This window comes from Betaproteobacteria bacterium (genome assembly GCA_016720065.1).
GTDB lineage: Bacteria > Pseudomonadota > Gammaproteobacteria > Burkholderiales > Rhodocyclaceae > SSSZ01.
Genome location: JADJXY010000002.1, coordinates 2,350,649 through 2,371,588 on the forward strand (window position 1 = coordinate 2,350,649; position 20,940 = coordinate 2,371,588).

Genomic DNA, 20,940 nt, shown 5'->3' on the forward strand with positions numbered 1-20,940 from the left:
GCCGCCCTTGGGCGGCCTTTTCTTTCGCCCTCTCGCGCCCACGAAGCCGAGCACAAGCCCCCGTATAATCAATCCGCCGCCATACCCCCGGGACACCATGAACCTCACCCAGCACCCCCTGCGCCAGCGCCTCAACGACGAGGTCCACGCCCGCCCGCCGGTTCCGGTGGAAGCCCCCGTGCTGGTCAGCTTCCTGGCCATCCTGCACGACGAAGCCCTCCCCAACGGCGACCGCGCCCACCTGGGCGCGCTTTACGAGCGCCTGGGCAAGCCCCTGGAGCCCAGCGCCGACGCCGCCCACCTCATCATCGACGCCGGCGCCTTCCTGCTCAAATGGGAACGCCACGGCGAATTCTCCACCTACACCTTCTTCAAGACCCCGCAACAGGCACCCGGCAGCGGCGAAACCGCCCTCGCGGCGGTGCCTTCGGACTGGGTCCAGGCCATCCCCGGGCAATTGCTCGCCGCCACCCACCTCGAAGTCCTGGACGCCGCCACCACCAACCCCCAGGCCCTGCTGGCCACCCTGACCGCCCCCGGCGAAACCGTGGTGGCCTCGAAGATCGCCGGCAACGCCGCCTGGATGTTCACCGATTTCCGCATCCACGAAGGCTTTTCCCGCTTTACCGTGGTCAACGAAACCCTGGACCGCCTGCGCGCCGGCCGTACCGTGCAGCGCCTCCTGGAACTGGAAATCTACCGCGTCATGGCCCTGCTGGCCTTCCCCGTCGCCAAGGGCGTCGTGCGCCTGCTCAACCCGGCGGAGGAAAAACTCGCCCGGCTCATCGACCGCATGGCGTCCTCCGATTCACCGGAAGACGAACGCGCCGTCCTCGACGACCTCACCAGCCTCGCCGCCGCAGTCGAGCACTCCGTCGCCAGCACCAATTTCCGCTTCGGCGCGGCCGCGGCCTACTACCGCCTCGTGCAGCAGCGGGTCGCGGAACTGAAGGAAAGCCACATCCCCGGAATGCCCACCATCCGCGGCTTCATGGAACGCCGCCTGGCCCCGGCGCTCAACACCTGCTCCGCCGTTGCCCGCCGCCAGGAAGACCTCTCCGCCCGCATCGCCCGCACCAGCCAGCTCCTGCGCACCCGGGTGGACCTGGAACTGGAGCGCCAGAACCAGGAAGTCCTCGCCCAGATGAACCGCCGTGCCAAGCTGCAACTGCGCCTGCAGGAAACCGTCGAAGGCCTCTCCGTCGTCGTCCTCACCTACTACGGCTCGCAACTGGTGCAATACCTGACCAAAGGCACCAAGGAACTGCACCACCTCAACCCGGACGTGGTGACCGCCCTTTCCATCCCCGTCATCGCCGGCCTGGTGGCCTGGGGGACGCACCGCATGCGGAAGAAGTTGGCGGCGGAGGAGGGTGGGGGGCATTGAGTTGGGGCTGCGAAAGCAGCCAGCGTAAATGCGTCGGGGGTATGGTCGACCGACTGGTGGGTCGATCCCGCTGGCACGCTGGAGCGCGTGCATGCCCGACTGAGCGATTTGCTGGTGTCAGGACCGCGAACGCCGGGCACTCGAAACTAGCATGCAGCAAGCGGCGAGTGACGCGGCTCAAACGGCGGACGAAACTGCACCGGATACGGCAGCGGCACTAGAGACAACGCTGGCCATCGCCCGCGCGGCTGCAAAGCCGCCAGTGCCGTCGCAGGAGTCTGACAACGAAGCACCCGAATCCCTCTACGCACGTCCCGCAACTGCTCCTGCCGCAGCCAAATCCAGCGTCACACTACTGGCCCGATGGCATGACGCCCGGTGCAAGAGTCGCCTTCCGATGGCCTGCAGACGAAGACAGCTCTCGCGGCGTGGAGGAAATCTGTGAGCAGGAACTCCTATCACTCGCAAGCTGGGTCATCAGCACGGGCAAGTCTGGCGAGGATGCGCTGATTGCGATGGCGCGGGAGATAGGCTTGATGAAGTTGCGGGCTGCGAGTAGGGGGCGGTTGGAGATGGTGCTCAATGTCGCCCAGTGATATAGCCGAAACCAGGCCGGCAGGCAGCGATTTCGAGGGTTCAAATCGCCGGAATCGCCAATCGGCCGGTCACGACCATCGGACAATTCCGAGCTGCGGCTGAAAGTCCGCTCTGGCCGATGTGCAGTAGTCCAGGAATCGATCCACGTGACTGCTCTACTCCGGTGACTGCCCCTAGGGCGCCGAATAGGCAATGTCAGGTGAAGAGCGCAACCGGAAAGTACGTATCCCAGGATAGGCTTATTGCAGACAGAAATATATACTCGCGTATATATCATTGCGTCAGAAAGGTTTCTCCCCATGATCGAAACCCGCATCGCCAAACTCTTCAAGAACGGCGCCAGTCAGGCGGTTCGTCTTCCGGCCGAGTTTCGCTTCGAAGGCGCCGAGGTCTATGCCACCCGTGACGACGCAACCGGCGATGTCGTGCTGTCGACCCGGCCGGGCGCCAAGACCTGGAGTGGGTTCTTCGAGTTGTTGCATTCCGTCGAAGTGCCTGCCGACTTCATGGCCGAGCGCCCGCTGAATGTGCTGCCGCCAGAACGCGGCGTCTTTGATGACGAGACCGCCCCCGATACCGACGGGAAGCGGTAACCATGCTGCACATGCTGGATACCGATACGGCGAGCTACCTCATCAAGGGCAAATCGCCGGCAGTCGAGAGTCGCCTGACTGCCTTGGCGCCGTCGATGGTCTGCATCTCGGTGATGACGCGGGCCGAGTTGCAATACGGGCTGAAGCGCTTGCCCGCCGACCATCGCCTGCAGCTGGCAGTCCGTCAGTTTCTCAAGATCGTCCGCACCTTGCCCTGGGATGCCGAGGCGGCCGACTGGTATGCCAGCATCCGTCACCAGCTCCTCAGCACCGGTCAGCCCATCGGGGAAATGGACATGATGATCGCCGCCCATTCACTCTCGGCGGGCGCGGTACTGGTCACCAACAACGGTCGCCATTACGAGCGGATCGAAGCGCCGTTGATCCTGGAAAACTGGGCATGACCTGCTGCACCGGGCATAGCTGACTTCGTGCGTCACGGCAGCATTGAGGGTACGCCGGTCACGCCAAACCGAACCCCCTTTATAATCCGCCCTTTGCCCGCCGGAACCCCGCCGTGACCGCCCCTCTCTTCAATTCCACCCTCACCAGCCTTCCCCTCCTTTCCCGAGGCAAGGTGCGCGATATCTATGCCGTCGATGCCGACCGCCTGCTGATCGTCACCACCGACCGCCTTTCCGCCTTCGACGTCATCCTGCCCGACCCCATCCCCAAGAAGGGCGCGGTGCTGACGGCGGTGGCGGATTTCTGGTTTGCGAAGCTGAGCCACATCGTCCCCAACCAGCTCACCGGAATCGATCCGGAAAGCGTCGTTGCCGCCGCCGAGCGGGAGCAGGTGCGGGGCCGGGCGGTGGTGGTGAAGCGCCTGAAGCCCCTGCCCATCGAGGCGGTGGTGCGGGGCTACGTCATCGGTTCCGGCTGGAAGGATTACCAGGCCAGCGGCGCCATTTGCGGCATTGCCCTGCCGCCCGGCCTGCCGATGGCCGCCCGGCTGCCCAGCCCCATTTTTACCCCGGCCACCAAGGCCGACGTGGGCGATCACGACGAGAACATTTCCTTCGCCCAGGCCCAGGCCAACTGCGCCGCCGCCCTGGCGGGGGCCCTGGCCGGCAGCGGCAGGAACGGCGCCGAGCTGTGCGCCCAGGCCCGCAGCGCCGCCCTGGCCCTCTACGAAGAGGCGGCCAGCTACGCCCGCGGCCGCGGCATCCTCATTGCCGACACCAAGTTCGAATTCGGCATCGACGCCGCCGGCACCCTGCACCTGATCGACGAGGCCCTCACCCCGGATTCTTCCCGCTTCTGGCCTGCCGACCAGTATCGCGAAGGCAGCAACCCGCCTTCCTACGACAAGCAGTTCGTGCGCGATTACCTGGAAACCCTGGACTGGAAGAAGAAGGCTCCGGGGCCCCGGCTACCGGCCGAAGTCATCGCCCGCACGGCGGCAAAATATCTCGAAGCCTGCGAACGGCTCACGGGAAGAACGCTGTAGTATTTCCGGCGAACCGGGCGCGTGCCGCCCGGTCCAAAGGCCATCTTCGGGAGGAAAACTGCATGAAGCACGGCGTTCTCGAATCGCCCCTCGGCCAGCCCGCCGTCCGCCGCGTCGGTCGCGACCGACCCGCCGCCTGGCTTTACAAGGGCTGGCAGGACCTCAAGGCCAACCCCCTGCCCAGCCTGGCCTACGGCCTGCTCTTCGGCCTGTGCGGCGATGCCATGCTCCTGGCCAGCGTCACCCACCCCCACCTGTTCACGGTGGCCATTTCCGGCTTCGTCATCGTGGCGCCGGTGCTGTCCGCGGGGCTTTACGAACTCTCCCGCCAGCGGGAGGGGGGCGGCAAACCCGCTTTCATCGAATCCCTGCCCCGGCTCAAGGAAAAGGCCGAGCCCCTGGCGGCCTTCGGTCTCGGCGTGGGCCTGCTGGCCTTCTTCTGGGAACGCATTTCGGCGGTCATGTTCGGCGTCCTGGGGGGGACTTCGGGCATCGAGACCACCCACTTCATCACCCAGATCGTCCTCTCCGGCAACCACCGCGGCTTCGTCGCCGCCTGGTTCATCATCGGCGCCATCCTCGCCCTGCTGGCCTTCGCGGTCAGCGTCGTTTCCGTACCCCTCATGCTCGACCGCGAAGTCGGCCCCCTGACGGCGGTGTCCACCAGTCTGCGGGCCTTCTCCCTCAATCTGGAAACCCTGGTCCTGTGGGCCGCCCTCATCGTCGCCCTGACCCTGCTCGGCTTCGTCACCCTGCTCTTCGGCCTCATCCTCTTCATGCCGCTGCTGGGTCATGCCTCGTGGCATGCCTATCGCGACATGGTCGTCTAGACGCAGTCCCCTCCCTCCCCCGGGCGGCGTCTGCCGCCCTTTGTTTTCCGACCCCTGCCATGACCGCTGCCAATCCGCTCCTCGCCTTCGCCTGCCCCGATCATCTGCTCGCCCTGCCCCGCTTCGACGCCATTGCCCCCGAGCACGTCGGGCCGGCCGTCGAAACCCTGCTGGCCGACGCCCGCGGGCTGCAGGAACGGCTCACGTCCGCCGCCGTCCCGGCCACCTGGGACGACTTTGCCGGCCCCCTGGCCGACGGCATCGAACACCTGTCGCGGGCCTGGGGCATCGTCGGCCACCTGCACGCGGTCAATGACACGCCCCCCTGGCGGGAGGCGTACAACGCCATGCTGCCGGAGGTGACCCGCTTCTACACCGAACTGGGCCAGGATCTGAAGCTGTTCGACAAGTACCGGGCCCTGCGCGCCGGGCCGGAATACGCCGGCCTTTCCGCCGCCCGCCGCCGCATCGTCGATAACGAAATCCGCGATTTCCGCCTCTCCGGCGCCGAATTGCCCGACGACCAGAAGCCGCGCTTCAAGGCCATCATGGAAGAACTGGCCGGCCTGGCCGCCAAGTTCCAGGAAAACCTGCTGGACGCCACCAACGCCTTTGCCGAAACCGTCACCGACGCGGCGCTCCTCGCCGGCCTGCCGCCCGACGCCCTGGAAGCCGCCCGCACGGCAGCGGAAAAGGCCGGCAGCGCCGGCTGGCGCTTCACCCTCCAGGCCCCCTCCTACGGCCCGGTGATGCAGTACGCGGAAAACCGCGATCTGCGCGCCCGGCTCTACCGCGCCTACGCCACCCGGGCAGCGGAATTCCACGAGGGTTCGAGCAAGCCGGAATGGGACAACACGCCGGTCATGCAGCGCATGCTGGAACTGCGCCTGGAAGACGCCCGCATGCTGGGTTACGCCAATTTCGCCGAAGTCTCCCTGGTGCCCAAGATGGCCGATTCCCCCAGCCAGGTGCTGGCCTTCCTGCGCGAACTGGCCAGCAAGGCCCGCCCCTTCGCCGAAAGGGATTACGCCGAACTGCGCCAGTTCGCCGCCGATAACCTGGGCCTCGCCACCCTGGAGCCCTGGGACGTGGCCTTCGCCTCGGAGCGGCTGCTCCAGGCCCGCTACGCCTTCTCGGAGCAGGAGGTGAAGCAGTATTTCGCCGAACCCGCCGTGCTGGCCGGGCTATTCCGAGTCATCGAAGAATTGTTCGGCGTGCACGTCAAGCCCGACACGGCGCCGGTCTGGCACGGGGAGGTGCGCTTCTACCGCCTGGAAACCCCGGCCGGCGAACTGGTGGGCCAGTTCTACCTCGACCTCTACGCCCGGGAAACCAAGCGGGGCGGGGCCTGGATGGACGAGGCCCAGGGCCGTCGCCGCTGTACCGCCGGCATGCAGACCCCCATCGCCTACCTCAACTGCAATTTCTCCGCCCCGGTGGGGGGCAAGCCCGCCACCTTCACCCACGACGAAGTCATCACCCTGTTCCACGAAACCGGCCACGGCCTGCACCACCTGCTCACCCGGGTGGACGAGTTGGGCGTTTCCGGCATCCATGGCGTCGAATGGGACGCCGTCGAACTGCCTTCCCAGTTCATGGAGAACTACTGCTGGGAGTGGCCCGTCGTCGAGCGCATGACCGCCCACGCCGAAACCGGCGCGCCCCTGCCGCGCGCCCTCTTCGACAAGATGCTGGCGGCCAGGAATTTCCAGAGCGGTCTGCAGACCGTGCGCCAACTGGAGTTCTCCCTCTTCGACATGCTCCTGCACGCCGACTTCGACCCGGCCGGCGAGGGTTCGGGCATGGCCCTGCTGGAGACCGTGCGCAACGAGGTGGCCGTCATCCGCCCCCCCGCCTGGCAGCGCTTTCCCAATAGTTTTTCGCACATTTTCGGCGGCGGCTACGCGGCCGGGTATTTCAGCTACAAGTGGGCCGAGGTGCTTTCGGCCGACGCCTACGCCGCCTTCGAGGAGGCCGGCGACCCCTTCGACGCCGCCACCGGGCGGCGCTTCCTGGAGGAAATCCTTTCCGTCGGCGGCGCCCGCCCGGCCCTCGAATCCTTCACCGCCTTCCGCGGCCGCGAGCCCCGGGTGGACGCGCTGCTGCGCCATAGCGGTATGATTGCGGCGTAATCGCGCCTTTGGGGAGGAAAACATGAGAATCCTGTTCTTGCTTGTCATGCTCATCAGCCTGCCTGCCGTCGCCCAGGTCTATCGCTGGGTGGACTCGGCCGGCAGAGTCAATTTCACCGACACCCCGCCGCCGGGCAGCGCGAAGAATGTCTCCCGCGACAAGGAGGCCGACCCGGCGACCGAAAACCAGTCCTTTGCCACCCGCCGCGCCGCGGAGAATTTCCCCGTCACCCTCTACACCGCGCCTGACTGCATCGCCGAATGCAGGCAGGCCCGGGATCTCCTCACCGGGCGGGGCGTCCCCTTCAGCGAGAAGATGGTCCAGAAGCCCGAGGACATGGAGGAACTGAAGCAACTGGTCGGCGACGCCTTCGTGCCTTCCCTCAGGGTGGGCAAGCAGTCGGCGCGCGGCTTCGTGGCTTCGGCCTACCATAACCTCCTCGATTTGGCGGGCTATCCCTCGACCACGCTCTCGGCTGGCAAACCCCCCGCCGCAGCGCCCTGAGCCTGCCCATGCGCGTTGCCACCTGGAACGTCAATTCCCTCAATGTCCGCCTGCCCCATCTGCTGGACTGGCTGGGCGAGCAGAGTCCCGACGTGCTGTGCCTGCAGGAAACCAAGCTCGAAGATGGGCGCTTCCCGCGGGAAGCGATCGAGGCCGCGGGATATCGGGTGGCCTTTTCGGGGCAGAAGACCTACAACGGCGTCGCCCTGCTGGCCCGGCAGGAAATCGGCGAGGTGCAGTGCGGCAACCCGCATTTTCCCGACGCGCAGAAGCGCCTGATCGCCGGGACGGTCGGCGACGTCCGCGTCATCTGCGCCTACGTGCCTAACGGCCAGGCGGTGGGCAGCGACAAGTACCGCTACAAGCTGGACTGGCTTGCCGCCCTCCTCCCCTGGGTGCGCCAGGAACTGGAGGCCCACCCCCGGCTGGTGCTGACAGGCGATTTCAACATCGCCCCCGATGACCGGGACGTGCACGACCCCGCCGCCTGGGCCGGCCAGATTCTCTGTTCCGACGCCGAACGGTCCGCCTGGCGCGAAATCCTCGCCCTGGGCCTGCACGACAGCTTCCGACTCTTCGAACAACCGGAGAAGACGTTCTCCTGGTGGGACTACCGCATGCTGGGCTTTCAGAAGAATCTTGGCCTGCGCATCGACCACGTCCTGCTTTCGGAGCCCCTGGCCCGGTGCTGCCGCCAGTCCGCCATCGACCGGGCGCCGCGCAAGCGCGAGCGGCCGTCGGACCACGCCCCCGCCTACGTCGATCTCGCGTGATGGCCGTCGAGCGGAACGCGCTGCTGGCGCTCTACCCCGCCCTGAAGGAAGTTCCCGCCGCCCGGCTGGCGCCGCTTTTCCAGCCGGGAGCCGTGCTCGAAATCCCTGCCGGGCGTGAACTCTTCGCGGAACGCCACCCCTGCCGGGGCTTTCCCCTGGTGCTGTCCGGCAGCATCAAGGTGGTGAAGAGCTCGCCGGGGGGCCGCGAAATGCTGCTCTATCGCGTGGAGCCCGGGGGGTCGTGCATCATCACCTCCAGTTGCCTCCTCGGCCACGCCGATTACAACGCCCGCGGTATCGCCGAATCAGCCCTGGTGCTGGTCATCGTCCCGGCCTCCCTCTTCGCCCAACTGGTGGCGGAGTTTGCCGCGTTCCGGGATTTCGTCTTCCACCTTTTTTCCGAACGCATCGCCGAACTGATGCAACTGGTCGAGGAAGTCGCCTTCGCCCGCCTCGACCGGCGCCTGGCCAAACTGCTCCTCGCCCGGGGCGACGGCGTCCTGGCCATCACCCACCAGCAACTCGCGGAGGAACTGGGCAGCGTGCGGGAAATCGTCAGCCGCCTGCTCAAGGGCTTTGCCGCCCAGGGCCTGGTCGCCCTGGGACGGGAGCAAATCACGGTGCTCGACCGGGAAGGTTTGCAGGCCCTCGCGGCTGTGTGACCCAGGTTACAGACCCGCCCCCGCTGCGGGGAATACAGTGGCTCCCGTCATCACAACCCTACGGGAGAACATCATGAAAGCAAACGTTGGCGGCATCGACAAAGTCCTGCGCATCGCTGCCGGCCTCGGCCTCATCGCCTGGGCCGCGCTGGGTGGCCCGGTGTGGGCCTGGATCGGCGTCGTGCCCCTGGCCACCGGCCTGATGGGCTGGTGCCCGGCCTACCCCCTGCTCGGCATCAGCACCTGCGGCGTCAAGAAGGAGGCGTGACCTACCTGGTGGCCAGCCAGTCGGCCAGGCGAACGTAGTCGGCCACGGCCAGGTCCTCGGCCCGCGCCGTCGGGTCGACCCCCAGGGCCCGCAGGGCGGATTCGTCCAGCAGGCTCTTGAGGGTGTTGCGCAGCATCTTGCGGCGTTGGGAAAAGGCGGTGGCGACGACCCGCTCCAGCAGGGCGGCGTCGCGCACGCGGCAGTCTTCCGCCGGTCGCGGGATGAGGCGCACGACGGCGGAGTCGACCTTGGGCGCCGGGTCGAAGGATTCGGGCGGCACGTCGATCAGCCACTCCAGGTGGAAGCGGAACTGGAGCATGACCGACAGGCGCCCGAATTCCGACTCGCCCGGGAGTGCCACCATGCGCTCGACGACTTCCTTCTGCAGCATGAAGTGCATGTCGCGCACCCGCTCGGCATAGGTCGCCAGGTGGAAGAGCAGCGGCGTCGAGATGTTGTAGGGCAGGTTGCCCACCAGACGCAGCTCGCACCCCAGGGCGGCAAAGTCGAAGGCCAGGGCGTCGCCCTCGTGGATCACCAGTTGCCCGGGTTGGTAGCGCTGCTTCAGGCGGGCGATGAGGTCGCGGTCGATTTCGACCACGTGCAGGGGCTTCAGACGCTGCAGCAGGGGGTCGGTCAGCGCCCCGAGGCCGGGTCCGATTTCGACCAGGGTTTCCCCCGGGCGCGGGTCGATGGCGCCGACGATGGCGGCGATGACGCCCTGGTCCACCAGGAAGTTCTGGCCAAAGCGGCGGCGAGCGACGTGCTTCATCGCGGCCACCGGCCCGGCGCCGACGGGTGGGAGCCGGACCGCCCACAGGCGCCGTCCTCCCTCATTGCCGCGCTGCCATGCGCGCCGCTTCGCTCACCGCTTCGAACAGGCTGCCCGGATCGGCCTTCCCCGTGCCGGCCAGTTCCAGGGCCGTGCCGTGGTCCACGGAGGTGCGCAGGATGGGCAGCCCCAGGGTGACATTGATGCCGCGGCCGAAGGTGGCGTACTTGAGGGCCGCCAGTCCCTGGTCGTGGAACATGGCCAGAACCGCGTCGCCGCGGGCAAGCACCGGCGGCGTGAACAGGGTGTCCGCCGGCAGGGGGCCGATGAGTTTCATGCCCCGGGCGCGCAGATCGGCGAGCACCGGCTCGATGAGATCGATTTCTTCGCGCCCCAGGTAGCCGCCCTCCCCGGCGTGGGGGTTGAGGCCGGTGACCAGGATGGTGGGATCGGCGATGCCGTACTTGCTGCGCAGATCGGCATGCAGGATGGCGAGGGTCCGCCGCAGCAGTTCGGCGGTGATCGCATCCGGCACGGCCCGCAGCGGCAGATGGGTGGTCGCCAGGGCCACCCGCAGGGGGCCGTGCCCGGTCTCGCCGGCCAGCATCATGACCACCAGGGGCGTGGCGGTCTTCTCGGCCAGGTACTCGGTGTGGCCAGTGAAGGGAACGCCGGCCTGATTGATGACGCCCTTGTGCACCGGGGCGGTCGCCATGGCGGCGAACTCGCCGGCGGTACAACCGGCCAGCGCCCGATCGAGCAGGGCCAGGACGTAGGGGCCATTGGCGGCGTCGAGTTTTCCGGCGACGCAGGGCGCGGCGAGGGGAACGTGGAGCACTTCCAGCGCCCCCGGAGGCGCGGGCTGCTCGGGCCCATAGTCGTGCAGGGCCACGGCGAGGCCGAGGGCCGCGGCGCGCTGGGCGAGGAGTTGCCGGTCCCCCAGAACCACGGGGCGCGCCGGCAGGGGCTGTCCCGCCAGACGCAGACACAGTTCGGGACCGATCCCGGCGGGCTCCCCGCTGGTCACCGCAATGCGCGGCAGCGAACCCACTATTTGTCTTCCAGACGGTTTTCGACGTAGGTGCGGTCGCGCAACTGGCGGACCCAGTCCTGATAGGCCTCGTCCAGACGGCGCTCGCGCAGGGCCTGACGGGCGTCGAGGCGCCGTCTTTCCTCGCTCATGTCCCGCTCCCGTCGCTCCAGCACCTGGATGAGATGCATGCCGAAGGGCGACTGGACGACGGCGCTCAGCTCGTTCTCCTTCAGGGCGTTCATGGCCTTGTCGAATTCGGGCACCGTGTCGCCGGGGTTGAGCCAACCCAGGTCGCCCCCCTTGGCGGCGGAACCATCCTGGGAATAGAGGCGGGCCAGTTCCTGGAAATCTCCGCCATGAACCAGGCGCTCACGCAGGTTTTCCAGCTTGCGCCGGGCCTCGGCCTCGGAAACCACCTCGTTGATGCGGACCAGGATATGCCGCGCCCGGGTCTGCACCACCGGAGGCGGCGCGGCGCCTCCCTTGCGGCCGAACAGCTTGACGATGTGGAAGCCGGCGGGGGAACGCAGCAGTTCGCTGACCTCGCCGGGTTGCAACTTGCCCACGGCGTCGGCGTACAGGGAAGGCAGACGGTCTGCGGGGCGCAGACCCAGGTCGCCGCCCTTCAGGGCATCGGGGGCGTCGGAAAAGGCCGCCGCCAACTGGGCGAAGTTCTCGCCGGCCCTGGCCCGGGCCAGGGCCTGCTCGGCCCGCGCCCGCAACTTCTGCAACTGCTCCGGGCTGGCGGATTCCGGTGCCCGCATCAGGATATGGCCGATCTGCACCTGCTCCGCTTTGCCGGACGCCCCCTCGTTGGCGATGTAGTTGTCGATTTCCGAGTCGGAGATGACGAGCTTGCTGTCCACTTCCCGTTCCCGCAGACGGGTCAGGGCGATTTCGTCGCGGATTTCCTCGCGGAATCGGGCGTAGGTGATGCCATCCTTCTCCAGGGCCTGGCGGAACTGGGCGAGGGTCATCTTGTTTCCCGCCGCGATGCGGTTCATGGCCATGTCGAGCTGGCTGTCGTCGACGCGAATGCCGCTCTCGCGCGCCATCTGGATCTGGGCGCGGTCGACGATGAGGCGTTCCAGCATCTGCTTTTCCAGCACATCGTCGGACGGCAACGGCGTGCCCTGCTGCTTGAGCTGGGCGATGACCGAGGCCAGACGCCCGCGCAGTTCGTGCAGGGTGATCACTTCTTCACCCACCACAGCCACGATCCGATCCACCTCCTGGGGCTCGGCGCCGCGTACGGGCAACGCGGTGGCGCCCACAAGGGTGAGAAGGATGAGGGAGGCGCTGAGGACTCGGAGGTTCATGGCACTAGTCGGTCAGAAGGGAACTGGTGGAAGGCAACTCGTTGATCTTGCCGTACCCCGGGATGCTGCGGCGCAGGAGTCCGATGGGGTTGGAACCGACGCTGGCGAAGTCGTTGAGCTCGAGCTGGAAGAAGACGGAGGTATTGGGCGAGCCGGCGATGGCCTCCAGGCGCTGAACGACGAAACGGGCCGCCCAGCAGCCCGCGTTGTACTCGAACCCGCCGATGGTCTCCAGGGCCTGATGGTCGCGCAGGGAGTAGTTGAAGCGGCCCACGGCGTACCAGCGCGCGGCCAGGGGCCATTGCCCGGCAATGTCGACCTGGCGCACCTGGGACACCCCCAGGGCATCCCGGGTGGTTCGGTAGCCGGCACTGAGCACCTTGGCCAATTCGGGCTGGAAGCGCGCCCCGACGGAGAAGCGCTGGTTCTGGGACTGATGGTGATCGTATTCCCAGGCCGCATCGACATAGGTTGCCGGGGCGACGAGGCCGTTGAAGGCGGCGAGGAAGTTGGAGAGATTGCGCTGACGCTCGGTTTCACCGGTGATGGTGGTGCGCTGGGGCTCGAAGTAGTAGCGCTGCCCGATCATGGCCTTGAAGCGCTCGGCGCCGGTGGTGGCGTCCAGGTAGCGGGTGGTGAGCGCTGCCGTGAGCTGGTTGGCGTCGTTGATGCGATCGAGGCCGGTGTAGCGGTTCTCGGTGAATATCTGGGCGAAATTGAAGTCCGCAATACCGGAGTCGAAGACCGGAATCTTGTCCTGCTTGCGGTAGGGGATATAGACGTAATAGAGGCGCGGCTCCAGGGTCTGGATGCGGGGTTCGCCGAACCAGTGGGTCTCGCGCTCGAAGGCGAGGGAGCCGTCCAGGGTGAAGGTCGGCACGACGCGGCTCTGACTCGACGAGACCGTGGCCCCCGGATCCCGCAGGGAGTACTGCGTGGCGTGCAGACCGAACTTGGGGACCACCAGATAGGCCGGATCGACGATGGGGATGGCGATCTGGGGATAGACCACCAGGCGGTTGCCTTCCACCTTGTCCGGATGGGTGAAGCGCGAGAACTGACCGTAGACGCTGAGATCGACCGCCTTGAGGTTGCGCGCCCGGGCGCTGAAGCCGATTTGCGGCTCCAGGAAATAGGGGCGGGCAACGAGATTTTCCGGATCGGGGTTGAGGGTCTGGTAGGTGAGTACCTGGAGCGAGCTGTTCCACCAGGAACTCGGCGCGTAGGTCAGGATAGCCTGACGGGGCAACTGCTGCTGCGAGGTGTGGAGCAGGCGGGAGGAAAAATCCTGCCAGTAGTCGTCGTCCGACACGCCGTTGAGGTTGACCCGCAGATGCACGCCCTGGCCAAGATTCTGCTGATGCAGGATCTGGTAGGCGTGCCGCCTGCGCTCTTCGAGCAGGTCGTCGGGCAGATATTCCCCCCGGGCCTCGCTGTGGATGTTGTGATCCAGGTAGCGGGCTTCGGCACCGAGTTGAAAACCCCGCTTGCTCATGTAGCGGGGATAGAGGGTCAGGTCGTAATTGGGGGCCAGATTGACGTAATAGGGCAGCGTGACGTCGACACCGTTCTTGGACGAGGCCGAGAAACTGCCGGACAAGAAACCCGACTTGCGCTGCTGGTTGAGGCTGAAGGTCGCCGTCGGCAAATAAAACAGCGGAATGTCCTTGAAGAGCACCGTGGCATTGGTGGCCTTACCCTCTTCCTTGTCGTAATCGAGGCGGATTTCCTCACCCTTGGCGAACCAGTCGGTCTCGCCGGGTTTGCAGCTCGAATAGGTGGCTTCCGTCAGGCGGATCTGATTTTCGCCCTCGAAATCGATGCGCTTGGCCCGTCCGTAGGCGTCCGAGGGGCGCCGCGGCGGAAGCGTCGTCTGCAGTCCGTAGTTCGCCGGGACGTTGATCATGAGGGGCGCACCGCTGGTGGTGGTGCTGCTGACCTCGGTCTGCACGACTTTCACCGGCCGGGAAAATTCGTTGGGTACCTCGCGCCGGAAGCGGTATTCGGCGTCGTCGAAGTAGCCGATGCGGTCCGAGAGCTTCATGCGCATGTGCGGCCCCTTCACCTCGTCGTCGCCGCGCTGGTACACCACATTGCCCTGAGCCTCGACCTCGTCCGCCACGGGGCGGTATTCGAGGCGGTCGGAAAACACCAGGGTATCGACCCGGCGCAGTTCGACATTGCCCTCCGCCTCGGTGGAATCCTCACGCCCTTCGATATGGTCGGCCGTGATGAACATGGGGTAGCTGTCCTTGGCCGGCTTCTCGATTTCCGGGTCGAGTTGCAGGCCCGGCACGGGGACCGGCGCATAGCCCTTGGTGTCATCGGGAGCCTTCTTGGCCGCCAGGACGGCGAATTTGCGCTCCAGCCGGAGAGTCACCGCTTCGAGCTCGATGCGGGAAAAATCGGGTTCCCCTGCGCTGGCCGGCGCCCTCCCATCCCCCCCCAGGGCCGCCGCCCGGGCGGTTTCGACCGCGCCATGGCTCAGCTGCACCCCGGCAAAGAGGCAGCACACGAGTACGGCAAGGGGACGACGGGGGAATCCGGGCATCGGCGGGGAAATCCGGGCAGGACGCCGGGATGCCCCCGGCGCGAATGCTAAAATCCGGGCATTTTACAACGAACCCGCCCCCAGCCCGATGTCCCGCGACCAACTCGTTCACGACTGGGTGACCAGTCGTTTCCCCGGCCAGTCCGTCAGCCTCACCCCGGCTTCCGCCGACGCCAGCTTCCGGCGTTACTTCCGCCTCGGCTTCCCCGACGGCTCCACCCGCATCCTCATGGATGCCCCGCCGGACAAGGAAGACTGCCGCCCCTTCGTCAAGGTGGCCGGCCTGCTGGCCGACGCCGACCTTGCCGCTCCGCGCGTCCTGGACCAGGACCTGGAGCAGGGCTTTCTCGTCCTCACCGACCTGGGCCGCGTCGGTTACCTGGAAGCCCTGCAAGGCAACCTGGAACTCGCCGACCCCATGATGCGCCCGGTCCTCGACGTGCTGGTGAAATGGCAGCTTGCCTCGCAGCCCGGCGTCCTGCCGCCCTATGACCAGGCCCTGCTGCGCCGGGAACTCGATCTCTTCCCGGAGTGGTTCGTCGGCCGCCACCTGGGCCATAGCCTGAGCGGCGACGAGAAGACCATTCTGGAAGACACCTTCCGCCATCTCATCGCCTCGGCCCTCGCCCAGCCCAAGGTCTTCGTGCACCGCGACTTCATGCCCCGCAACCTCATGGTGGTGGAAAGTGAAGCCTCCCTGGTGCCCGGCATCATCGATTTCCAGGATGCCGTGTACGGCCCCATCGCCTACGACGTGGTTTCGCTCTTCCGCGACGCCTTCATTTCCTGGGAAGAGGAACAGGAAATCGACTGGGTCGTCCGCTACTGGGAAAATGCCCGTGCGGCCGGCCTGCCGGTGCGCGCGGATTTCGCCGAGTTCTGGCGCGACTACGAATTGATGGGCCTGCAAAGACATCTCAAGGTGCTGGGCATCTTCTGCCGCCTCAAGTACCGGGACGGCAAGGAGCGCTACATCGGCGACCTGCCCCGCTTCCTCGGCTACGCCCGCAAAGTCGCCGACCGCTACCTCGCCCTGAAGCCTCTCCTCGGCCTCCTCGACACCCTGGAAGGCAAGCAGGACGAAAGCGGCTACACCTTCTGATGCACGCCTTCATCCTGGCCGCCGGACGGGGGGAGCGCATGCGCCCCCTCACCGACCATACGCCCAAACCCCTGCTGCCGGCGGGGGGCAAGCCCCTCATCGTCTGGCACCTGGAACGCCTGGCCGCCGCCGGTTTCCGCGATGTGGTGATCAACCACGCCCACCTCGGCAGCCAGATCGAGGCGGCCCTGGGGGACGGTTCGGCCTGGGGCCTTTCCATCCGCTACTCCCCGGAGCCCCCCGGTGCGCTGGAGACCGCCGGCGGCATCGCCCAGGCCCTGCCCCTGATGGGCGACGCGCCCTTCCTGGTGGTCAATGGCGACATCTGGTGCGACTGGGACGTTCGTCGTGCCCACAGCCTGGCCGGACGCCTCGCCCACCTGCTCATGGTGCCCAACCCGGCCCACCATGCCAGCGGCGACTTCGGCCTGGAGGGCGAGCGGGTCGTTTTCGCCCACGGTGAGGGAACACTCACTTACGCCGGAATCGGCGTCTTTTCACCGGCCTTCTTCCAAGACGTTCCACTCGGCACGGCAATGAAGCTGCGCCCCCTGCTCGACGACGCCATTCGCCAAGGCACCCTAACCGGGGAACGCCACGGCGGCCGCTGGGTGGACGTAGGGACACCGGAACGCCTGATTGAACTGGATGCAGAACTCCGAGGAAGTGCGCCTCAGTAATTCCCGGCGGGGGGCGTCCGTCGCCCTCCCGGGCAACGACCCGCGAGACGTGTCGCCAAAACCGAAGAATTCACACACATCCCGTCCACCTGTCGCCGCCAGCGACAGCTCGCCATAACATGTCGATATTTTTTAAATCCATCGACACGTTGCATTGACCTGTCGCCCAGAGCGACATAACCTACCGCTTCCCCCAACTCGTTCAACCATACCGCAGTGACTTTGATCACCAACACCTGGCACCCCGGCGTTCCTTACAATGCCCTGCCCATGCTTCCGCCCGCCCACGATCTGGAAAGCAAGGCCGTGCTCAAGCGCTGCATCGTCGCCCGGGCGGCGCTGGCCGAACTCAAGCAGGCCGCCGAACTGATCCCCAACCAGAGCATGCTGATCAACACGATCCCGCTGCTCGAAGCCAAGGACAGCTCGGAAATCGAGAACATCGTCACCACCACCGACAAGCTTTTCCAGCACGCCCAGGGCGACAGCCAGACCGACCCGGCCACCAAGGAGGCCCTGCGCTACCGCTCTGCCTTGCGGCGCGGCTACCAGTCGCTGACCGACAGACCGCTCTGTACCGCCACGGCCGTCGACATCTGCCGCACCCTCAAGGGCGTCACCCTGGATGTCCGGCGCACCCCCGGCACACAACTGATCAACGATCGCAGCGGCGCCATCATCTACACCCCGCCTGAAGGCGAGGCGAGGCTGCGCGACCTGCTGGCCGACTGGGAACGCTTCCTGCACAACACCCCTGACCTGGACCCGCTGATCCGCATGGCGGTGGGCCACTATCAATTCGAGGCCATCCACCCCTTCGCCGACGGCAACGGACGCACCGGGCGCATCATCAACATCCTCTGGCTGATCCAGGAAAACCTGCTCAGCCTGCCCATTCTCTATCTCAGCCGCTACCTGATCGCCCGCAAGGCCGACTACTACCGCCTGCTGCTTGCCGTCACCAGCGACGGTGCCTGGGAGGAATGGACGCTCTTCATGCTCGACGCCGTGGCCGACACCGCCGCCTGGACCACGGCCAAGATTGCGGCCATCCGGACGCTCTCCGAGCACACCGCGGAATTCGTCCGCAATCGCCTGCCCAAGATTTACAGCCGCGATCTCATCGACGTCATCTTCGAGCAGCCCTATTGCCGCATCAGCGACCTGATCGACAAGGACATCGCCCAGCGGCAGGCGGCCTCGCGTTACCTGAAAGACCTCGTCGCCCTCGGCGTCCTGCGCGAAATCACGGCAGGGCGCGAAAAGCTCTTCCTGCACCCCAAGCTGCTGCAACTGCTAACCCGCGACGGCAACGACATCGTGACCTACGAACGGAGCGCCAATGTCTGATGCCATTCTGACGCTGCTCGCCGACGCCAAATTGCTCGCCCGGCGCTATCGCGCTCTGACAGGCAAGCCACTGGGTATCACGGGCGAAGTTGCGGAATACGAAGCCGCCCGGCTCCTTGGCCTCGAACTCACGACTGCCCGTCAGGCGGGTTACGATGCTATCGAGCGGCGTGGCGCGCAGACGATCAAGATTCAAATCAAGGGGCGTTGTATTCTGCCCGGCGCAAGCCCCGGTCAACGCCTGGGCGCACTGGATATCACCAAGACATTCGATGCAGTCCTGCTGGTGTTGCTGAATGAGCATCTTGAGGCGCAAAAAATATACGAAGCGTCACGCGAGGCGGTGATCGCGGCGTTGACCGCGCCGGGATCAAAGTCCCGCAATGAACGCGGTGCGCTTGGCATTGCCAAATTCAAATCCATTGCCCGGCTGCGCTGGAGTACGGAACCCGAAGCATCATGACCCACGCCCACTTTCTCGCCCGCCGCAAGCGCCTGTTGCAGACCATAGACTCCGGCGTCGCTATCGTCCCTACGGCCCCCGAGGTCATCCGCAACCGCGACGCCCACCACCCCTACCGTTTCGACAGCTATTTCTGGTATCTCACCGGCTTTCCGGAACCGGACGCGGTGCTGGTGCTGGTGGGGGGACAGCGGCCGAAATCCATTCTCTTCTGCCGCGAAAAGAACGAGGAGCGCGAAATCTGGGACGGCTTCCGCTACGGGCCCAAGGCGGCCAAGGCCGCTTTCGGCTTCGACGCCGCTTACCCCATCAGCGAACTCGACAAGCGCCTGCCGCAACTGCTGGCCGACCGCCCGACCCTGTGGCACGCCGTCGGCCACGACCCCGCCTGGGACGGCCGGGTCAACCAGGCCCTGAACGCCGTCCGCGCCCAGGCCCGGGCCGGCATCCGGGCGCCCCGGGCCATCCATGACCTGCGGGCCGAGCTCGATGCCCTGCGCCTCATCAAGGACAGTGCGGAAACCGCGCTCCAGCGCCGCGCCGCCGACATCGCCAGCGCCGGCCACGCCCGGGCCATGCGCGCCTGCCGGCCGGGCATGGCGGAGTACGAACTGGAAGCCGAGTTGACCTACGAATTCCGCCGCCGCGGCGCCGACGCCCACGCCTACACCCCCATCGTCGCCGGCGGCGCCAACGCCTGCGTGCTGCACTACGTCAGCAACGACAAGGTGCTCAACGACAACACCCTGGTCCTCATCGACGCCGGCTGCGAAGTGCAGGGCTACGCCTCGGACATCACCCGCAGCTTCCCGGTTGGTGGCCGTTTCAACGCCGCCCAGAAGGACGTTTACGAAATCGTGCTGGCGGCGCAGAACGCGGCCTTCGCCGCCATCGCCCCCGGCCGCCACTTCATGGAGGCCCACGAGGCCGCCCTGCGGGTGCTCACCCGGGGGCTCGTCGACCTGAAGCTGCTCACCGGCGACGTCGACAACCTCATCGACAGCAAGGCCTACCAGCGTTTCTACATGCACCGCACCGGCCACTGGCTGGGCCTGGACGTACACGACGCCGGCGACTACAAGATCGGCAACGACTGGACGCCCCTGCTGCCTGGCATGACGCTGACCGTCGAGCCTGGCCTCTACATCCGCCCCGCCGCCGACATCCCGCCCGCCCTGGCCGGAATCGGCATCCGCATCGAGGACGACGTGCGGGTCACCGAGGATGGCTGCGACGTCTACACCACTGCGCCCAAAACGGTGGCCGAAATCGAGGAAGTCATGCGCCATGACTGACGCCCCTTCCTGCATCGACGTGCTGATCGTCGGCGCCGGCCCTGTGGGCATGACCCTGGCGCTGGCCCTGGCGGACGGGCCCTACAGCGTGCGCCTCGTCGATCGCCGCCCCCTGGCCGCCCAGGCCGGCGACCCACGGGCCCTGGCCCTCTCCCACGGCGCCCGGCAATTGCTCGAACCCCTGGGCGCCTGGCCCGCCCGGGCGGCGACGCCCATCGAAACCATCCACGTCTCCCAGAAAGGGGGCTTCGGTCGCACCGTGATGGACCGCGCCGAACACGGCCTGCCTGGCCTGGGCTACGTCGTGCGCTACCGCGATCTCGCCAGCGCCCTGGCGGCCCGCCTGCCCGCCGGCAGCGTGCTGGAAGAAAGCGAAATCCTGGACATCAGCCCTGGCGAAGACCGCGTTTGGGTCACCCTGCGCCAGGGCGGCGAAGTGCGCCGCATCGCCGCGAAAATCCTGGTGCACGCCGAAGGCACCCCTACCGACGACCCCGGCGTCTCGGTCAGCGACTACCGCCAGCACGCGGTGATCGCCGAGGTGACTCCGACGCCGGGCCATGACCGCCGGGCCTGGGAACGCTTCACGCCTGACGGCCCCCTGGCCCTGCTGCCCCTGGGGGAAGAATACTCGGTGGTCTTCACCCTGCCCCCGGAAAAGGCCGACCGGGTCATGGCCCTCGACGACGCCGGCTTCATTGCCGCGCTGCAAGGGCAATTCGGCGGCCGCATCCGCTTCGCCAACCCCGGACCCCGCAGCCGGTTTCCGCTGGCCCTGCGCCTACGGGACCAACTCGCCGACGGCCGCCAGGTGTGGGTCGGCAATACCGCCCAGACCCTGCACCCGGTCTCCGGACAGGGCTTCAACCTGGGCCTGCGCGATGCCAGGGAACTGGCCACGGCGCTCCTGGACCACGGCCCGGAACCCGCCGCCCTCAAGACCCACGCCGCCCGGCGCCGCCTCGACCGCCGGGGCGGTGCCTTGTTCACCGACAGCATCGTGCGCGCCTTCTCCAACGACATCCCCCCCCTCAAGCTGCTGCGGGGCCTGGGACTGCTCGCCCTGGACCTCTGCCCCCCTGCCCGCCATTTCGTCGCCAAGCGCATGATCTGGGGAGCACGGGCCTGGCCGTAAGAGGAGCGGAGGAAGCGATACATCCAAGGTGAAATGCGGCAAG

At 66.8% G+C, this 20,940-nt stretch carries 20 protein-coding genes; 16 read left to right on the forward strand and 4 right to left on the reverse strand.

Annotated elements, in window-relative coordinates; all coding sequences use genetic code 11:
- Positions 1-97: 97 nt before the first annotated feature.
- The 10 genes from IPM73_14210 (at position 98) to IPM73_14255 (ending at position 9,197) form a co-directional block, all read left to right on the forward strand.
- Positions 98-1,387 carry a DUF3422 domain-containing protein gene (locus tag IPM73_14210; GenBank protein ID MBK8919153.1) on the forward strand — a complete coding sequence of 430 codons (1,290 nt, stop codon included), beginning with the start codon at positions 98-100 and terminating at the stop codon, positions 1,385-1,387.
- 896 nt (positions 1,388-2,283) lie between these two features.
- Positions 2,284-2,577: an AbrB/MazE/SpoVT family DNA-binding domain-containing protein gene (locus IPM73_14215; GenBank protein MBK8919154.1), complete on the forward strand. Its 294-nt coding sequence runs from the start codon at positions 2,284-2,286 to the stop codon at positions 2,575-2,577.
- A 2-nt stretch (positions 2,578-2,579) separates the two neighbouring features.
- Entirely contained in the window at positions 2,580-2,981 is a 402-nt protein-coding gene (locus IPM73_14220; protein MBK8919155.1) for a type II toxin-antitoxin system VapC family toxin, read from the forward strand.
- A 113-nt stretch (positions 2,982-3,094) separates the two neighbouring features.
- Positions 3,095-4,027, forward strand: coding sequence for a phosphoribosylaminoimidazolesuccinocarboxamide synthase (locus IPM73_14225; GenBank protein MBK8919156.1), 933 nt, complete (start codon positions 3,095-3,097; stop codon positions 4,025-4,027).
- A 62-nt stretch (positions 4,028-4,089) separates the two neighbouring features.
- Entirely contained in the window at positions 4,090-4,857 is a 768-nt protein-coding gene (locus tag IPM73_14230; GenBank protein ID MBK8919157.1) for a DUF2189 domain-containing protein, read from the forward strand.
- Between the two features lie 59 nt (positions 4,858-4,916).
- Positions 4,917-6,989 carry a M3 family metallopeptidase gene (locus IPM73_14235; GenBank protein MBK8919158.1) on the forward strand — a complete coding sequence of 691 codons (2,073 nt, stop codon included), beginning with the start codon at positions 4,917-4,919 and terminating at the stop codon, positions 6,987-6,989.
- Between the two features lie 22 nt (positions 6,990-7,011).
- Positions 7,012-7,494, forward strand: a complete 483-nt coding sequence (locus IPM73_14240; GenBank protein ID MBK8919159.1) for a glutaredoxin family protein — start codon at positions 7,012-7,014, stop codon at positions 7,492-7,494.
- A gap of 8 nt (positions 7,495-7,502) precedes the next feature.
- Positions 7,503-8,267 carry an exodeoxyribonuclease III gene (xth, locus tag IPM73_14245; GenBank protein ID MBK8919160.1) on the forward strand — a complete coding sequence of 255 codons (765 nt, stop codon included), beginning with the start codon at positions 7,503-7,505 and terminating at the stop codon, positions 8,265-8,267.
- Complete coding sequence (locus IPM73_14250; protein ID MBK8919161.1) at positions 8,267-8,929, forward strand: Crp/Fnr family transcriptional regulator; 663 nt, start codon at positions 8,267-8,269, stop codon at positions 8,927-8,929. The genes xth and IPM73_14250 overlap by 1 nt, the downstream gene beginning before the upstream one ends.
- 73 nt (positions 8,930-9,002) lie before the next feature.
- A complete protein-coding gene (locus tag IPM73_14255) occupies positions 9,003-9,197 on the forward strand; it encodes a DUF2892 domain-containing protein (protein MBK8919162.1) in 195 nt (64 codons plus the stop codon).
- Position 9,198: 1 nt separating this feature from the next.
- Here the strand turns inward: IPM73_14255 and rsmA are convergent, their stop codons facing one another.
- The 4 genes from rsmA to IPM73_14275 all read right to left on the reverse strand — a co-directional run bounded on the left by rsmA (position 9,199) and on the right by IPM73_14275 (position 14,872).
- Positions 9,199-9,969 (reverse strand): 16S rRNA (adenine(1518)-N(6)/adenine(1519)-N(6))-dimethyltransferase RsmA, encoded by a 771-nt coding sequence (gene rsmA, locus IPM73_14260; GenBank protein MBK8919163.1) that lies wholly within the window; start codon positions 9,967-9,969, stop codon positions 9,199-9,201.
- A gap of 61 nt (positions 9,970-10,030) precedes the next feature.
- A complete protein-coding gene (gene pdxA, locus IPM73_14265; GenBank protein MBK8919164.1) occupies positions 10,031-11,020 on the reverse strand; it encodes a 4-hydroxythreonine-4-phosphate dehydrogenase PdxA in 990 nt (329 codons plus the stop codon).
- Complete coding sequence (locus IPM73_14270; protein MBK8919165.1) at positions 11,020-12,321, reverse strand: peptidylprolyl isomerase; 1,302 nt, start codon at positions 12,319-12,321, stop codon at positions 11,020-11,022. The genes pdxA and IPM73_14270 overlap by 1 nt, the downstream gene beginning before the upstream one ends.
- A gap of 4 nt (positions 12,322-12,325) precedes the next feature.
- On the reverse strand, positions 12,326-14,872 hold the full coding sequence (locus IPM73_14275; protein ID MBK8919166.1) for an LPS-assembly protein LptD: 2,547 nt from the start codon (positions 14,870-14,872) through the stop codon (positions 12,326-12,328).
- An 88-nt stretch (positions 14,873-14,960) separates the two neighbouring features.
- Between IPM73_14275 and IPM73_14280 the strand changes: the two genes are divergently transcribed.
- The 6 genes from IPM73_14280 (at position 14,961) to IPM73_14305 (ending at position 20,897) form a co-directional block, all read left to right on the forward strand.
- Positions 14,961-15,974, forward strand: a complete 1,014-nt coding sequence (locus IPM73_14280) for a phosphotransferase (GenBank protein MBK8919167.1) — start codon at positions 14,961-14,963, stop codon at positions 15,972-15,974.
- Positions 15,974-16,654, forward strand: coding sequence for a nucleotidyltransferase family protein (locus tag IPM73_14285; protein ID MBK8919168.1), 681 nt, complete (start codon positions 15,974-15,976; stop codon positions 16,652-16,654). The genes IPM73_14280 and IPM73_14285 overlap by 1 nt, the downstream gene beginning before the upstream one ends.
- A gap of 270 nt (positions 16,655-16,924) precedes the next feature.
- Entirely contained in the window at positions 16,925-18,004 is a 1,080-nt protein-coding gene (locus IPM73_14290; protein ID MBK8919169.1) for a Fic family protein, read from the forward strand.
- Positions 17,997-18,467 carry a hypothetical protein gene (locus IPM73_14295; GenBank protein MBK8919170.1) on the forward strand — a complete coding sequence of 157 codons (471 nt, stop codon included), beginning with the start codon at positions 17,997-17,999 and terminating at the stop codon, positions 18,465-18,467. Before IPM73_14290 ends, IPM73_14295 begins: the two co-directional genes overlap by 8 nt.
- Positions 18,464-19,762 (forward strand): aminopeptidase P N-terminal domain-containing protein, encoded by a 1,299-nt coding sequence (locus tag IPM73_14300; protein MBK8919171.1) that lies wholly within the window; start codon positions 18,464-18,466, stop codon positions 19,760-19,762. Before IPM73_14295 ends, IPM73_14300 begins: the two co-directional genes overlap by 4 nt.
- On the forward strand, positions 19,755-20,897 hold the full coding sequence (locus IPM73_14305) for an FAD-dependent monooxygenase (protein ID MBK8919172.1): 1,143 nt from the start codon (positions 19,755-19,757) through the stop codon (positions 20,895-20,897). The genes IPM73_14300 and IPM73_14305 overlap by 8 nt, the downstream gene beginning before the upstream one ends.
- Positions 20,898-20,940 lie beyond the last annotated feature (43 nt).

Excerpts from the sequence above, each read along its gene's own strand:
- IPM73_14210 (MBK8919153.1), top strand. The coding sequence starts at position 98 with ATGAACCTCACCCAGCACCCCCTGCGCCAGCGCCTCAACGACGAGGTC.
- IPM73_14215 (MBK8919154.1), top strand. The coding sequence starts at position 2,284 with ATGATCGAAACCCGCATCGCCAAACTCTTCAAGAACGGCGCCAGTCAG.
- IPM73_14220 (MBK8919155.1), top strand. The coding sequence starts at position 2,580 with ATGCTGCACATGCTGGATACCGATACGGCGAGCTACCTCATCAAGGGC.
- IPM73_14230 (MBK8919157.1), top strand. The coding sequence starts at position 4,090 with ATGAAGCACGGCGTTCTCGAATCGCCCCTCGGCCAGCCCGCCGTCCGC.
- IPM73_14235 (MBK8919158.1), top strand. The coding sequence starts at position 4,917 with ATGACCGCTGCCAATCCGCTCCTCGCCTTCGCCTGCCCCGATCATCTG.
- IPM73_14240 (MBK8919159.1), top strand. The coding sequence starts at position 7,012 with ATGAGAATCCTGTTCTTGCTTGTCATGCTCATCAGCCTGCCTGCCGTC.
- xth (MBK8919160.1), top strand. The coding sequence starts at position 7,503 with ATGCGCGTTGCCACCTGGAACGTCAATTCCCTCAATGTCCGCCTGCCC.
- IPM73_14250 (MBK8919161.1), top strand. The coding sequence starts at position 8,267 with ATGGCCGTCGAGCGGAACGCGCTGCTGGCGCTCTACCCCGCCCTGAAG.
- IPM73_14255 (MBK8919162.1), top strand. The coding sequence starts at position 9,003 with ATGAAAGCAAACGTTGGCGGCATCGACAAAGTCCTGCGCATCGCTGCC.
- rsmA (MBK8919163.1), bottom strand. The coding sequence starts at position 9,969 with ATGAAGCACGTCGCTCGCCGCCGCTTTGGCCAGAACTTCCTGGTGGAC.
- IPM73_14270 (MBK8919165.1), bottom strand. The coding sequence starts at position 12,321 with ATGAACCTCCGAGTCCTCAGCGCCTCCCTCATCCTTCTCACCCTTGTG.
- IPM73_14275 (MBK8919166.1), bottom strand. The coding sequence starts at position 14,872 with ATGCCCGGATTCCCCCGTCGTCCCCTTGCCGTACTCGTGTGCTGCCTC.
- IPM73_14280 (MBK8919167.1), top strand. The coding sequence starts at position 14,961 with ATGTCCCGCGACCAACTCGTTCACGACTGGGTGACCAGTCGTTTCCCC.
- IPM73_14285 (MBK8919168.1), top strand. The coding sequence starts at position 15,974 with ATGCACGCCTTCATCCTGGCCGCCGGACGGGGGGAGCGCATGCGCCCC.
- IPM73_14290 (MBK8919169.1), top strand. The coding sequence starts at position 16,925 with ATGCTTCCGCCCGCCCACGATCTGGAAAGCAAGGCCGTGCTCAAGCGC.
- IPM73_14295 (MBK8919170.1), top strand. The coding sequence starts at position 17,997 with ATGTCTGATGCCATTCTGACGCTGCTCGCCGACGCCAAATTGCTCGCC.
- IPM73_14300 (MBK8919171.1), top strand. The coding sequence starts at position 18,464 with ATGACCCACGCCCACTTTCTCGCCCGCCGCAAGCGCCTGTTGCAGACC.
- IPM73_14305 (MBK8919172.1), top strand. The coding sequence starts at position 19,755 with ATGACTGACGCCCCTTCCTGCATCGACGTGCTGATCGTCGGCGCCGGC.